Annotated in this window: 12 protein-coding genes; 11 read left to right on the top strand and 1 reads right to left on the bottom strand. The window is 63.8% G+C overall.

Annotated elements, in window-relative coordinates:
• Positions 1-26 precede the first annotated feature (26 nt).
• The 11 genes from pilQ (at position 27) to G453_RS0106830 (ending at position 13,254) form a co-directional block, all read left to right on the top strand.
• The gene (gene pilQ / locus G453_RS22835; RefSeq protein ID WP_051271917.1) at positions 27-1,856 is read left to right on the top strand and encodes a type IV pilus secretin PilQ; all 1,830 of its coding nucleotides are present in this window, start codon (positions 27-29) and stop codon (positions 1,854-1,856) included.
• A complete protein-coding gene (locus tag G453_RS26135) occupies positions 1,856-3,475 on the top strand; it encodes an AAA family ATPase (protein ID WP_051271915.1) in 1,620 nt (539 codons plus the stop codon). Before pilQ ends, G453_RS26135 begins: the two co-directional genes overlap by 1 nt.
• A gap of 3 nt (positions 3,476-3,478) precedes the next feature.
• A complete protein-coding gene (locus tag G453_RS0106875; RefSeq protein ID WP_027190452.1) occupies positions 3,479-4,705 on the top strand; it encodes a type II secretion system F family protein in 1,227 nt (408 codons plus the stop codon).
• The gene (locus G453_RS0106870) at positions 4,702-6,036 is read left to right on the top strand and encodes a sigma-54 interaction domain-containing protein (RefSeq protein WP_043644731.1); all 1,335 of its coding nucleotides are present in this window, start codon (positions 4,702-4,704) and stop codon (positions 6,034-6,036) included. Before G453_RS0106875 ends, G453_RS0106870 begins: the two co-directional genes overlap by 4 nt.
• Positions 6,037-6,073: 37 nt before the next feature.
• Complete coding sequence (locus G453_RS0106865; RefSeq protein ID WP_027190450.1) at positions 6,074-8,191, top strand: tetratricopeptide repeat protein; 2,118 nt, start codon at positions 6,074-6,076, stop codon at positions 8,189-8,191.
• 845 nt (positions 8,192-9,036) lie between these two features.
• A complete protein-coding gene (locus G453_RS29105) occupies positions 9,037-9,447 on the top strand; it encodes a type II secretion system protein (protein ID WP_043644729.1) in 411 nt (136 codons plus the stop codon).
• Positions 9,448-9,664: 217 nt separating this feature from the next.
• A complete protein-coding gene (locus tag G453_RS27085; protein ID WP_084502150.1) occupies positions 9,665-10,252 on the top strand; it encodes a prepilin-type N-terminal cleavage/methylation domain-containing protein in 588 nt (195 codons plus the stop codon).
• Entirely contained in the window at positions 10,249-10,653 is a 405-nt protein-coding gene (locus G453_RS22815) for a type IV pilin protein (RefSeq protein ID WP_043644727.1), read from the top strand. Before G453_RS27085 ends, G453_RS22815 begins: the two co-directional genes overlap by 4 nt.
• Positions 10,650-11,153: a PulJ/GspJ family protein gene (locus G453_RS0106840; RefSeq protein WP_027190447.1), complete on the top strand. Its 504-nt coding sequence runs from the start codon at positions 10,650-10,652 to the stop codon at positions 11,151-11,153. Before G453_RS22815 ends, G453_RS0106840 begins: the two co-directional genes overlap by 4 nt.
• Before the next feature lie 11 nt (positions 11,154-11,164).
• Complete coding sequence (locus tag G453_RS0106835) at positions 11,165-12,598, top strand: hypothetical protein (protein WP_027190446.1); 1,434 nt, start codon at positions 11,165-11,167, stop codon at positions 12,596-12,598.
• A gap of 89 nt (positions 12,599-12,687) precedes the next feature.
• Complete coding sequence (locus G453_RS0106830) at positions 12,688-13,254, top strand: lytic transglycosylase domain-containing protein (RefSeq protein WP_043644725.1); 567 nt, start codon at positions 12,688-12,690, stop codon at positions 13,252-13,254.
• A 44-nt stretch (positions 13,255-13,298) separates the two neighbouring features.
• On the opposite strand, the gene G453_RS0106825 is transcribed toward G453_RS0106830, so the two are convergent.
• Complete coding sequence (locus G453_RS0106825; RefSeq protein WP_027190444.1) at positions 13,299-14,081, bottom strand: prepilin peptidase; 783 nt, start codon at positions 14,079-14,081, stop codon at positions 13,299-13,301.
• Between the last annotated feature and the right edge of the window lie 122 nt (positions 14,082-14,203).

The raw sequence follows: 14,203 nt of genomic DNA, 5'->3' as shown, positions 1-14,203 counted from the left end.
GCGTGCGCGCGCCAAGGAGCAATTCGATGATCCGCAATCACAGCGACAAGCGCCGCGCGGCGATCTGGACGCCGGGGCTCCTCTTGGCCCTGGCCCTGGCCGTGCTTCTGGGCGCATGCGCCAAGCCACAGCCAGACCCCTTCCTGGAGAAGTGGGAGAAGAAGGCCGAGGACGTAAAAGACAACACCTACGCCCCGCAGCCGCGCAAAGTCGACTTTTCCGAGGTGCAGGTGAAAGCCCCGGACAAGCCCATCGACATGAAACCCAAGCGCAACCTGCCCACCATGCGGGTGTCGCTCAACTTCTACAACACCGACCTCCAGGCCGTGCTGCGCTCCATGGCGCGCATCGCCAACCAGAACATCATTCTGTCCGCGTCGCTCCAGGCCCCCGAGAACCAGGGCAAGCACAAGGTCAACCTGAACGTCAGCGAGACGCCCTGGGACCAGGCCTTCGACTCCATCCTGAACGCCAACGGCCTGAGCTACGACTGGGACGGCGAGATCATCCGCGTCATGACCCTCGAGGACATGAAGGGCCAGAACGACATGAAGATGGCCATCGCCAACAAGATGGTCCAGGTGGAGCGCATCAAGGCCGTGGAGCCCGTGGTCACGGTGAAGGTGCAGGTGAACTACGCCGACGTGGAGGAACTCGAGCGCACCATGCAGGGCTACCTGTACCCCAAGAAGGCCGATTCGGGCAAAGGCGGGGAAGGCGGCGCTGGCGGGGGTGAATCCAAGAGCGGCGACACGGCCACGGAACTGCCGGGGCGCATCAAGGGCTTCGTGGTGGCCGACAAGCACTCCAACTCCATCATCATCCAGGCCAACCGGGAGCACGCGGAGATGCTCGTGAAGCTGGTGGAGAAACTGGACGAGCCGCGCCTGCAGGTGCACCTGAAGGCCTTCATCGTGGAGGCCAGCCGTGACAACCTCTTCGACCTGGGCTTCCAGTGGGGCGGCTTCTTCAGGACGTCCGCAGACGCCAACGGCAACCGGGGCTACGTGCTGTCTGGCAACAACACCGAAGTCGCCGCCGATGGCACCCGCACCCTGACGCCCATCTACGGCCTGGGACCGGCAAGCTACGGCTACGCCTTCAACTATCCCGCCTCCATCACGCCCACGGGCACGGGCCTTGGCTCGCAGGGCACGGCGCTCAACTTCATGTGGGGCATGTTGAACGACAACATCCTCCAGTTGCAGCTCACGGCGCTGGCCAGGGAGGGCAAGATCAACATCGTGTCCGAGCCGTCGCTCACCACCCTGGACAACATGACCGCCTTTACGGAGAACGGCGAGCGCATCCCCTTCGTCACCGTGTCCCAGAACGGCACCAACGTGCAGTTCGTGGACGCCGTGCTGCGCCTGGAGATGACCCCCCACGTCATCGACGACAAGAACCTGCGCATGAAGATCGTCCTAAAGAACGACGAGGTGGTCACCGACCAGACCCGCTGGGTCATGGGCAACCCGCCCATCCGCAAGAAAGAGACCAACACCACGCTCATCGTGGAGGACGGCGCGACCATCATCATCGCAGGACTGGCCAAGAACTCCAAGACCGACGGCGAGCAGGGCGTCCCAGGCCTGAAGGACGTCCCCGGCGCGGGCTATCTGTTCAAGAACACCAGCAAGCAGAGCACCAAGCAGGACATCCTGGTGTTCATAACGCCCACGGTGCTCAAAAAACGCGACCCGGCCCAGGCCCAGACGCCCCTGACCCCTTCCGGCCCCGCGCCTACCGGCCAGGCTCCCCAGGCGCCTAAAGCCCCCGCAGGCTCCCCCGAGCGCCAGCCCATCCCCCTGGGACAAGCCCCCGCAACCCCGCAGACAGGACGGCCCGGCAGCTGATGCGTTATTTCGAGCTTCTCAACCTGCGCCGCGAGCCCTTTTCCAACTCGCCGGACCCGGAGCTGTTCTACCGCGCCAAGCAGCACCGCGAATGCCTCCAGGCCCTGGAGATCGCCATCCGCCTCAAGCGGGGCCTCTCCGTGGTTACCGGGCACGTGGGCACCGGCAAGACCACCCTGTGCCGCCAGCTCATCCGCGTGCTGAGCGACCGCCAGGGCGTGGTGACGCATCTGGTGCTGGATCCGTACTTCTCCGACGCCCGCGAGTTCCTGGTGCACCTGAACGGCCTCTTCGGCGTGGACGCGGCCGAGGCCCACGCCGTGAGCGACTGGCAGCTGCGCGAGAACATCAAGAACGCGCTGCTCACCCTGGCCGTGGAGGAAGACCGGCTGGTGATCCTCATCGTGGACGAGGGCCAGAAGATGAGTCTGGAGTGCCTGGAGATCCTGCGCGAGCTCCTGAACTTCGAGACCAACGAGCACAAGCTGTTGCAGATCGTGATTTTCGGGCAGCTGGAGTTCGAGCCGATACTCGAAGCCAAGGCCAACCTGGCCGATCGGGTGAACCTGCGCTTCCGGCTTGGCCCCCTGGACTTCCAGGACACGCGCGAGCTCATCCAGGCGCGCATCGCCATGTGCTCCAAGGACATCTCGCCAGAGGGGCTGTTCAGCTTCTGGGCCTTCCTGGCTGTGTACCTGGCAACAGACGGCTTCCCGCGACAGATCGTGCAGCTGTGCCATCAGGCGCTTCTGGCGGTCATCATCAAGGAGAGGCCCCGCGTCACCTGGGGCGTGGTGCGCAGTTGCATGCGCTGGCGCACCCTGGGGCTTCCCAGGCGCAGGCGCTGGCCCTGGCTGGCCGGTGCGGCCCTGGCCCTGATCGTGGCCCTGGCCGGCGCCGGGATCTATTTCGGATACGCGCCCGTCAGCGCCGAGAGGCTGAGGGGCATTACCTCCGGGGTAAAGCTGCCGGACGTGGCCTCCTGGTTCGCCTCCGCCCCGGCGGCAGAGAAACCTGGCGTTGCCCCGCAGACGCCGGATGCATCCACGCCCCCGCCCGCAGCTTCCGGAGCCGCTTCAGGTGCAGGTATCGGCCAGCAGGTCCAGCACCCTGCCGGAGCGCCCGTGAGCGCCCAGAGCGCTGGCAGCCCGCAGGCGCAGACCGCCGCACCGGAACAGAACCAGCCAGCCGCGCTGGCTGATGCTGCCGCCCCGGAACAGCCCGCCCTGACGGAAACTGAAGCCGCCAGGACTCAGGCCGAAGACTCCCAGCCTGCCCGCGAGTCCGGACATGAACCAGGACCGCCCCGCTTCACCGGCGTGCGCGCATCCTCCCAGGACGGCTCAGAAACCCTGGAGATCCTCACGAGCAAGCCTGTCGAGCGCTTCGAGGTCGCCTTCAAGCCAAATCCCGCACGCATCCTGGTGGACCTGATGGGTCCCTGGGAGCGCCGCGCGGACCGGGAGCTTCCCGTGGGCACCGCCCGGCTTGACAAAGTGCGTACGGCAGTACAACCAGATAAGCTGAGGGTGGCGGTCTATCTCAAGGACGCCTCGGCAGGGCCTTTCCAGCCGAAGGTGGAAAAGACGCCTCAGGGACTTAAGGTCATCCTCAAGTAAACCATGGCCTCTTTCTCCTATCAGGTACTTAACGACGCAGGGCGCACCATTTCGGGAACCCTTGAGGCCGACAACGTCGACCAGGCCCGCCAGAAGCTCATGGCCCTGGGCTACATCCCCATCTCGGTCAGGGGCGGCAAGACCAAGGGCGGCTTCGAGCGCTGGCTGGACGACTTCCAGACCAACACCACCTCCGTCACCCTGAAGGACCTCATCCTCTTTACCAAGCAGTTCCGCACCATGGTCCAGGCGGGCCTGTCCATCCTGGAGCTTTTGCGCATCCTGGAGGAGCAGACCGAGAACCGCAAACTCAAGCGCGTGTGCGGCGAAATGGGTGCGGAGATCAAGAAAGGCAAGACCCTCTCGGAGGCCTTCGCGGGCCACCCCAAGGTTTTCCCGGACCTGTACCGGCACATGATCGCCGCTGGCGAGCAGTCCGGCTCGCTGCCCGAGGTGCTGGACCGGCTCATCTACCTCATCGTGCACGAGCACAAGGTCAAGTCGGACATACGCTCGGCCCTGCAGTACCCCATCACCGTGCTGATCGCCCTTGGCCTGGCCTTCTACGTGCTCCTGACCTTCGTCATCCCCAAGTTCATCGTCACCTTCAAGAAGGCCCAGATCGACCTGCCCACCCCCACGGTCATCGCCATCGGCATGTACGAGTTCTTCGACGCCTACGGCTATTACCTGCTGGCTGCGGTCATCGTGGGCCTGTTCCTCTTCGCGCGGTTCCTGAAGACCAAAAAGGGACGCCTGTGGTGGGACGCCCTGTGGCTGCGCGTGCCCATCTTCGGCCCGCTGTTCACCAAGGCGGCCATGGCGCGGTTCTCTTCCATCTTCGCCATCCTCCAGTCCAGCGGCCTCTCGGTGCTGGCGGTGCTGGACATCCTGGAGAACACCATCGGCAACGCCGCCATCGCCCTGGAGTTCTCCAAGATCAAGGAGATGCTCAAGGAGGGGCGCGGCCTGTCCGCACCGCTTCGCCAGGCCAAGTTCTTCACGCCCATGGTGATCAACATGGTGGCCGTGGGCGAAGAGACAGGCAACCTCGTGGAAATGCTCATGGCCGTTTCCGAGCACTACGATTCCGAGGTGGAGTACGCGGTCAGCAGCCTTTCCGAGGCCATCAACCCCATCCTGATCGTCGGCCTGGCTGGGATCATCGGCTTTTTCGCCATGGCCATCTTCCTGCCCATGTGGGACCTGACCAAGATGGTGAAATCATGATCGACCGCCTGCGGGTGGACATCTCGGTGGGCGTTCTCATCCCGTTCATCCTGGGCGGGCTTGCCGCGCTGTGCGTCCTTGGGATGGACGCGGCCTTGAGCCTGGGAGCTTTCAGTGGATTCTCCCCCACCGCGCAGGGCTACCTGACCGCCGCCGTCACCGGGTGCGCCGTATCCGGCGTGGCCCTGTTGCTCGGCAGGCTGGTGCTGCGCCCCATCAAGGCGTTTCTGGCCAGGGCCAAGGAACTGCCCATGCTCAAAGAGCCCGCCGAGAAGATGGAACAGGCCAGGGGCGCGGAGATCGAGGCCCTGGCGCAGATGTTCGAGCACGTCACCCACGTGCTGGGAAGCCTGGACGCCAAGGCGCTTTTTCCCGGCATCATCGGCGAGAGCCGGGCGCTGCGCGGCGTGCTGGCCCAGGTGGCCAAGGTCGCGCCGTCCGAGGCCACGGTGCTGCTCACCGGCGAGTCCGGCACGGGCAAGGACCTCTTCGCCAATACCCTGCACACGCATTCCAAGCGCCGCGACATGCCCTTCGTGGCCGTGAACTGCGCGGCCATCCCGCCGGGCCTCATGGAGAGCGAGCTGTTCGGCCACGAGAAGGGAGCCTTCACCGGGGCCATCGCCGCCAAGAAGGGCAAGTTCGAGCAGGCCAGCGGCGGCACGCTGTTCCTGGACGAAATCGGCGACATGCCCGTGGAGACCCAGGCCAAGATCCTGCGGGCGCTCGAAAACGGCGAGTCCGAACGGGTGGGCGGCGACAAGCTGATCCGCTTCAACGTGCGCCTTGTGGCGGCCACCAACAAGAACCTTCAGGAGATGATCGGGCGCGGCGAGTTCCGCGAAGACCTCTTCCACCGCCTGAACGTCTTCCCGTTGCAGCTGCCGCCGCTTCGCATACGGCCTGAGGACATCCCGCTCCTGGCCAACCATTTCCTGGAGCGCTTCGGGCCGTCGCTGGCCCTCTCCAGCGAGGCCTTGCAGCTGCTCATGGCGCACTCCTGGCCAGGCAACGTGCGTGAACTGCGCAACACCCTGGAGCGCGCGGCGGTGCTGGCCGGAGAGGACGGCGTGGTGCTGCCCGAACATCTTCCGGCCCAGGTCCGGCTGGTGCAGGCCTCGCAGCCCCAGATGCCGGTCATGCCGGAAAGCCGCGCCAAGGACCTGGACGAGAGGCTCCAGGAGATCGAAAAGAGCCTCATCATCGCCGCGCTCATCAAAAGCCACGGCGTGCAGGTACGCGCCGCCGAGATGCTTGGCATAAAAGAGCGCAGCCTGTGGCACCGGGTGAAGAAGTTCGGCCTGGACCCGGCCTCCTACAAGCGCGACTGACCGCGCGGGTTTGTATTTCCGGCACAAGGAGTGCGCGATGGTTCCTGAGAACTCCTGGTTTCGTTCCGTCACCGGCCTGCCGGTGTTCCTGCTGCTGGCCGGGATGGCCGCCTGCATGGCCTACTGGCCGATAATCGCCTACGATCACGACCTGTTCTACCATCTGGCCGGGGGCCGCTACATCTTCGAGCACCTGCGCCTGCCGGACACGCCCTACTTCTCCTACCTGACCTCCCCCGAAGCCTGGGTGGATTACTACTGGCTGCATCAGGTTATCCTCTACGGCCTCTTCAAGATGGGCGGCTACGAGATACTGGCCGTGGGCAGGGCCGTGCTGTTCGGGGCCACGGCCTGGATCGTGTACAGATACCTGAAGGCGCAGGCTGGCGAAGGCAACGGGACGCTTGGGCTTCTGGTGCTCGCGCTCACCGCCGCGTACGCCGGGGCGGTCCTCCCGCGCGACCTGCTGCTTCGACCCCACGCCTACTCCTACCTGGGCATCGTCTTGTTCCAGTTCATCATCAACCAGAAGCCCCGCGCCGCATGGTGGCTGCCCGTAGCCGCCGTGTTCTGGATGAACCTGCACGGCGTGGAGTATCCGGTCATGCTGCTTTTATGCGGCGCGTATCTTGCCGAATACTTCGTGCCCAAGATCTTCAAGCGCCCGGTTCCGGCCCAGGCCAGGGAGCTGCGCTGGCCGCTGATCCTGTGCATGTACGCGGTGCTTGCCACCCCGGCTGGCACCGGCCTGCTGCTCAAGCCCTTCTCGGCCCCGCTCTTCCACGAGCTGGTCATTGGAGAACTCAAGGCCACCCGGCTGAGCGAGCTGGTTGTGTTCTCGCTCTACCCCGTGGGCAACGTGATGGTCTCGCTCTCCAACCTGCTCATCGTGTTTCTCACCATCGGCTCCGTCTTTCTGCTCACCGTGCGCAGGCTGCGCCTATCCAGGGCCATCCTTCTGGTCGGGGGGCTTCTTCTGCTGCCGCAGTCGAGGCGCTTCACCTACGAGTACGTCCTGCTGCTGCTGCCCGTGGCCGGGGACCTGCTGGCCTACGGCAGCCGCAAGTTCCGGGACGTTTCCTGGAAGATCGTGCTGCCAGCCGGGCTGGCCCTGTCCGTGGCCATGCTGCTGGTGACCGCCGCCTACATGGGACCACGGGGCAAGTATCCGCTGGCCAACAGCAACATTCCCGTGGGCGTCTGCGAATTCCTGCAAAAAGAGGGACCGGGCGGGCGCATCCTGAACGAGCCCAACTCCGGCGGCTATCTCGTCTGGAAGCTGCACCCCAAGTACAGCCTGTTCATGGACATGGAGACCATGCTGTTCTCCAGCTTCGATTTCTTCCTGAGCCACAACTTCAGCCAGGACAAGACACTGCTCAAGTATCTCGTGGACCGCTACTCGCCAGCGTTCATCATGACGACAGTCCAGGAAGCGGGATCCAAGGAAACTTTTGAATCGCAGAAGCACTTCATCCCCGTGTTCATCGACGAATACGCTGTCCTCTTTGCCGACTCCCGGCAGAATCCCGCCCTGGTGGAGAAGTACGCTCTCCGGCATCTGGCGCTCAACGGCAACATCAGCGCGGACTATCAGGCAATGACTCCCGAACAGCGGGCCGGAGCCTTGGCGGAAAGCCTGCGAATGCTGGCCGTGCACCCTACCGGCCTGACCACCAACGCGGTGGCCGCCAAGGTCTTCATGGCTGACGGCAAGGCCCAGCAGGCCATGCCCCATGCGGACGCGATCATCGAGAACCACCCGGAGAGCTTCCTGGGCTACACCTTGAAGGCCCAGGCCGCCTTCGAGCTAGGAAACTACGACACCGCAGTGGATCTCAACCGCAAGGCCCTGACATTCGCCAGCGTCGCCGAAGCTCCCAGCGTGCGCAAGAACCTGTACGCAGCGTACGTTCGCCTGGAGAATTATCCCAAAGCTTACGAGACGCTCAAGGAGGCCGTGAACCCCATGTCCATCCTGACGCCAGCCAAGGATCTTTATGACCTCGGGCTGGTGGCCGCTTCTTCCGGACGCGGCAAGGAAGGCCTGCTTCTCCTGGACATGGCCCTGGCCAAGTCTCCCCCTGAAAATGCGGAGTTCATCGCCAAGGCCCGCGAGCTGCGCGACAAGCTTGCCAAAGCCATAGGGCGCTGAGGCGGCGCTCCCTGGACGAACGCGCCAAGCCCGACCCTGTAACTTGAGCAATCAGATGAGAGACTTGCAAGATTCGCAGCGAGGGACGCCTCCGCAGGCCTTCGGGCTGCGTCCTCTTACATCCGGAATCATTCCAGTTTTTTACCCCACAACATATTGGTTCGGGTTGCAGCTGATGGTTACGTCTGCATACGCCTTGATGTTCCGTCTTTTCCCGTGACCGCGTGATCGAATCGTTCGAGATCCCGGCTTTGTGGCATCATTTTGTGATGGTCGCGGCAGGCCGCACTTTTTAGAGAACTGATCCTGGCGGCGGCTGTAATTATTCATTGCCTGCCCGGCACGCCTCCGGCCACCGGCTCCAGCCTCTCCGATGCGCCAGGGCGAGCCCGCAAAAAGCGTGTCCAAACGGGCTGATGCTTTACCAGCCTTCCCTTCAGACCTGCTTAACGCCAGCCTTGCCAGTATCCGTTGGCCTTCCTTGGCCCCTCCACCAACCTCCCCGACCGGCGTATTTCTTCTTTGACGGGGCAGATCAGCGCGGCACGAACGACTGTCACCCGGCTCCTTCCTTCACAGCACGTGGTCAGGGCTCCACAATATGGAGAAAGCATGGCCTCAATATCGCGCAACCAATGGCGCGATATAATTTAAAATCTACTTTTTCAAGTGGTTAGCCAACACGATTCGAGTTGGCACGCCCCATGCTTTAGGCTGGCATCGGCGCACGGCACCACCCTACCGGCACCGACTGAAAAACAGATCAGGCCCCACCGGGCGAAAAGCAGGGGACGCCTCGGGGGAGGCGGTTACAAACCAACTTTCACTTAACTCGGAGGAACACCATGAAGACTCGCAACATCACCAACATGCGCGGACAGGGCGGCTTCACTCTTATCGAAGTTATCGCGGTTCTGGTTATCGTGGGCATGCTCGCCGCGGTGGCGATCCCGAAGTACATGGACATGCAGGATCAGGCCGCCGTTGGTGCTGTCAAGGGCGCCCTCGCCGCTGGCGCGTCCAACGTCACCATGGTCTACTCCTCGCAACTCATCGCTGGCACCTTCACCGTGGGTAGCGTCAACAACACTCTGGCCAACGCTCCCTACACCAACGTGGGCGACTTCACCCTGGCCTACAGCGTCAACGGCAACAACATTGACGTGGCCGTCACCAGCTCGCTCGTGAACGCCATCAACCAGCGCATCGGCGCCATGAACAACTCTGATAAGATCAAGACGGTTCCCCTGCAGTAAGCAGGGAGTATCCGCCCGACACGGCGGAACGAAACAGATCAAGCCGGGCGGGACCAGGGGGGTACCGCCCGGCTTGAACTTGCCGTTTCTTACTTGGCTGAATCGAAGAGGGATATTACTTTGATAGCGTGAGCACGCGATACGCGCCGGAGATAACCCGGCATGACAAGCAGGAACGGGACAGGCGGGGCTCCTTGAAGCCCCGGAGGCGCACACCATGAACCCCCGCGAGACGACTTCAGACCACATGCCCGGCCCCGTCCGGCATCTCGCCGCGCCTCCCACGGCGTCCAATACGGGCGCGTGTGCCTGCCTGCCTGTCCGCTCCCATGTCGAACGCGACGCTCTTCCCGGTTCCGTCAGCCTCCGCCCCGCCGCCCAAGGCCCTACCTGTCCCGTCCGCTCCATGAGCCGCGCACATTCCCAGCGGGGCGTCACGCTCTTGGAACTGACCCTGGTGCTGGTGCTGGTGGGCATCCTGGCCGCCGTGGCCATCTCCAGGCGCTCCACCGTGGACACGGACGCCTTCGCCGACGGCGAGGCCCTCAAGGGCGCGCTCAGGAACGCTCGCACCCGCGCCATGGCCGACATCGTCTCCTGGACCTTCACCGTGGCCGGACAGACCGGAACGCTCGACCGGAACGGCGTGGCCAAGTCCACCATCACCTTCGAGACGGCGGGCGTCGCAGCCGGAGCCACCACTTTCGATTACCGGGGCCAGCCCACGGGAACCCTGTCCTACGCTGTGGCCGGATATTCCGGCAGCCCCGTAACCGTCACCACTGGGACCGGATTCGTGCCATGAAAGCCGTGCGCGCCATACGAAGCGGCGGCTTCACCCTGCTGGAGCTGATCGTCACACTCATCATGGTGTCCATGATGGCCGCCATGGTGGTGCCCTATTTCCTGACCGGCATCACCAAGAGCTCCGAGCCCATCACCCGCATGGCGGCCCCGCTGGATCTCCAGAACGTCATGGCCAGGATCGTGGCCGACTACTACAGCCAGGCCATGTACATGCACGACCTGTCGCTCTTGAACGCCCAGATCGTCACCGGGAACTACGGCATCACGGCCTCGCACACGGTGGTCAAAGACCCCAACTTCAAATTCTTCGTCACGGACCTGAACACCGCGCTCAAAGTGACCATCCGCGACAACGCCACGCAACAGGTCGTGACCTACGTGTTCACGAAACAGCTATGATCAGGCACGCCGCCAGCCAGAGGGGCCAAAGAGGTGTCACCCTCTTCGAGATGATCGCCACGCTCGTGGTGATGAGCATCGTCGCGGCCGGGGCGCTGACGCTCCTGCCCACGGTCATGCGGGGCACGCTTCTGGCGCGCAACGCCGCAGCCTCCGCCGAGAATATCCAGGCGGCGCTGACGCGCATCACCCACGAGGTGGCCAACATCGACACCAAGCGGGCCTACAACTTCACCAGCACCGCCATCACCTACTATTACCGGGCCGAGGCCACGCAAAACACCATCCAGCTCACGGGCACGACCATCACCCTCAACGGCAACGTGCTCCTGAACAACGTGGTGAGCGGTTCGGGCTTCCAGGTGACCGCCCCCAACTACATCGCAAGCCCGGCGGTCCCGGTGGGCATCACCATCAACGCCCAGGTCCCGGTGCTCTCTGGCACGGCCACCAAGACCTTCACCACCAAGATCGAACTCAACACGCAACGCTTCCAATGAGGCAAGCCGCGATGCGCACCACACAGACCAACCCTCGCGGCCAACGCGGCTTCTCCCTGGTGTGGGTCATTGCCGCCATGACCATCATGTCCGCCCTGTCGGCGGCGGTGCTCTCCATCACCGACACCGCCAAGACCAACGAGATGATGCTCACCTTCGACACCCAGGCCCGCCTGCTGGCCGAATCCGGCATGAACTACGCCGGTTCCTACGCGGCGGACATCCTGACCGGAGTCACCAACACCCCTCTGGACACCCTGAACGGCACCGAAATCACCACGGGCCTGGGCGCGAACCAGAAGATCACCCTGAGCGTGGTGGCCACACCGCCCAACCCTTACGACTATACGGTGGTCTCCGTGGGCACCGTGAACATGGGCACGCCCTATGAGGCCAACTACGCCGTCACCAACATCATTAACGCCCCGCCAAGCGGCACGGGCGTGTATATCGTGCAATCCAAGCCGGGCACGGCAGTGGCCTCGCCCACAACCGTGTCGGTCAACGCCAGCTCCCTGAACGACTACACCGCAGGCATCAGCTTCGACCCGCGCTTCGCCGGCACAGGCAACTCCATCGCCAGCGCCAACTTCAACAACGGCATAGGCAGCACCAACAACGGAATCCGCGTCTACTTCACCTACACAATCTCCAGCGGCTCCAACGCCGACGGGTTCGTGTTCGCCCTGAAGAACGGCACCTGGAATACCCCCCGCAACGCGGGCGGTCCTCCGGCGGGTTCCTCGCACGGGTCGTTTCTGGGCTACGCCGGGCAGGGCTACCCCTACTGGGGCAACGGCCTGGGCATCCGCCCGCCCAAAATCGGCGTGGAGTTCGACATCTACACCAACAGCGGGCACTCCGGTTCGCCCACCATCAGCAGCGACGGCCGAAACGACCCGGACAACCACCACATCGCCAACGTGTTCTGGGGCTCCACCTGGAACATCAACACCGCACCGCCCACCAACACCTACTCCACGAATTCCTACTACGGCTGGGACGACAACGTGCACAACTTCGGCTACAACAACAACAAGACCGACCCCAGACCCTTCAACCCCGGCGATGGCGACACCGACCCCGCCGGTTCCGGCAGGGTCGGCCTTCTGTCCATCAACCGCAACACCATGGTGGGAACGGCCAGCCCGGTGCCCGTGCGCATCGAGATCTACAGGCCGAGCGTGGTCTATTCCACAAACTCCTCGGACTCCCGCTTCAACATGTACGCCTACACCATCAAAACCTGGTACAACTGCACGGGCGCCAACTGCGACGACATCACGGCGGACTATGCGGGAGCGACGCCGACGCTCCAGTACACGCTGTTTTTGACCAGCGCCATGCACAACGCCTTCAGCCTTTTCGTGTACGGCTACCAGGTGTCCACCGGCGCATCCACGGGCACGTACTACTTCTCCATTCCAAAGATCGGCATGCGCTGAGACACCTTCTGTCCGTCCGCCCCCCGGCTGCCCCGCCCTTGCGTATTTGGTAAATATCTTGCATTGCCAATGCAACGGGAGGGGAACCCATGTCGGCACGCATCGCAGCAGCACTGATCATCGGGCTGGCCATCATGGTCGGCCCGATGCGGTGCGACGCCCAGACCATATATCACTACCAGGACCGCTCCGGCACCGTGCACCTCTCGGACATCCGCACCAACGCAGAATACAGGCCCTACTTCACCTTCCGCATCCCCGAAACAGCCGACCGCACCCAGATCGCGGCGTTCATCGCGCGCGCAGCCAAGACGAACGGGGTGGATCCGGCCCTGGTGACGGCCATGGTGGAGGTGGAGTCGGGATTTTCGGTGAAGGCGGTGTCGCCCAAGGGGGCGCAGGGACTCATGCAGATCATGCCCGCCACGGCGCGCGACCTGAAGCTCACGGACAGCTTCGACGCCGCCAAGAACATCGAGGCCGGAACCCGCTACATGCGCCAGCTCCTGGACCGTTTCGGCGGCGACGTGAAGCTGGCCCTGGCCGCCTACAACGCCGGACCCGGCACGGTGAGCAGGCACGGCGGCGTGCCCCCCATCGCGGAGACGCGCCAGTACATCGAGAAGGTGAGGGGGCGCTACGGCAAGGCCATCTAAGCGCCCTGCCAGACGTCATTTTTTTGTCGCGGCGCGACGAAACGCTACAGTCTTCCCGCCAGCAGCAGCATGAATTTGTCGCCCCAGAGAATGGCCAGCATGCACCCCAGGCACAGAAACGGGCCGAAGGGGATGCGCATGGGGCCTTCCTGCGTGCGCCCCAGACGAAACACCGGCGCGAGCACCAGCGCCGATCCCGCCCCGAACAGTATGGCCGGGGGAAGCCCCATCCAGCCAACCAGGCCGCCGATCATGGCCATGAGCTTCACGTCGCCCAGGCCAAGGCCTTCCACTCCGCGCGAGCGCATGTGCACGAAGCGCAACAGCCAGAAGAGTCCGGCTCCGAACGCCGCTCCGAGAAGGCTCTGCGAGACGGTCAGCCCCAGGCCGAAGATGCCCGTGGCGATGCCCAACGCCGCGCCAGGATACGTAAGGATGTCCGGCAGGATGAAGATCTCCAGGTCGATGAACGAAGCCACCAGGAACACACCGCCCACCGCCATGAGCATAAGCCAGGGCAGCGTCGGCCCGAAACGCAGGGCCAAAAGCACCGCCCAGGCGCAGCTTGAGGCCTCCAGCAGCGGATAGCGCCAGGGGATCGGCGCCTTGCAGGCCGAGCAGCGCCCGCGCAGCAGGATGAAAGACAGCAGCGGGATGTTCTCCCACCAGCGAAGAGGCTTCAGGCACTCGGGGCAATGGGAGCCCGGCAGCACGATGGACGCCCCGGTGAGGTAGCGGTGCACACACACTGTGTAGAAGCTGCCCAGCACCAGGCCCAGCAGTCCGGCCAGCCAGGGGAAGAAAGGCGTCAGGTCCTCGGGGAGCATGGTCACGTCCTGTTGTTTTTCCTCTTATATGGCAAAGCTGGCCCGCCAACAACCGTAGCGCATTGACAAAACCCTTCACAAATCGTTTTCTTTCCACCGATCCTTATCCGGCGGCAAGAGGC

Origin of the sequence: Fundidesulfovibrio putealis DSM 16056 (assembly GCF_000429325.1) — a bacterium.
Classification (GTDB): Bacteria; Desulfobacterota; Desulfovibrionia; order Desulfovibrionales; family Desulfovibrionaceae; genus Fundidesulfovibrio; species Fundidesulfovibrio putealis.
This window is presented reverse-complemented; position numbering and strand designations above follow the sequence as displayed.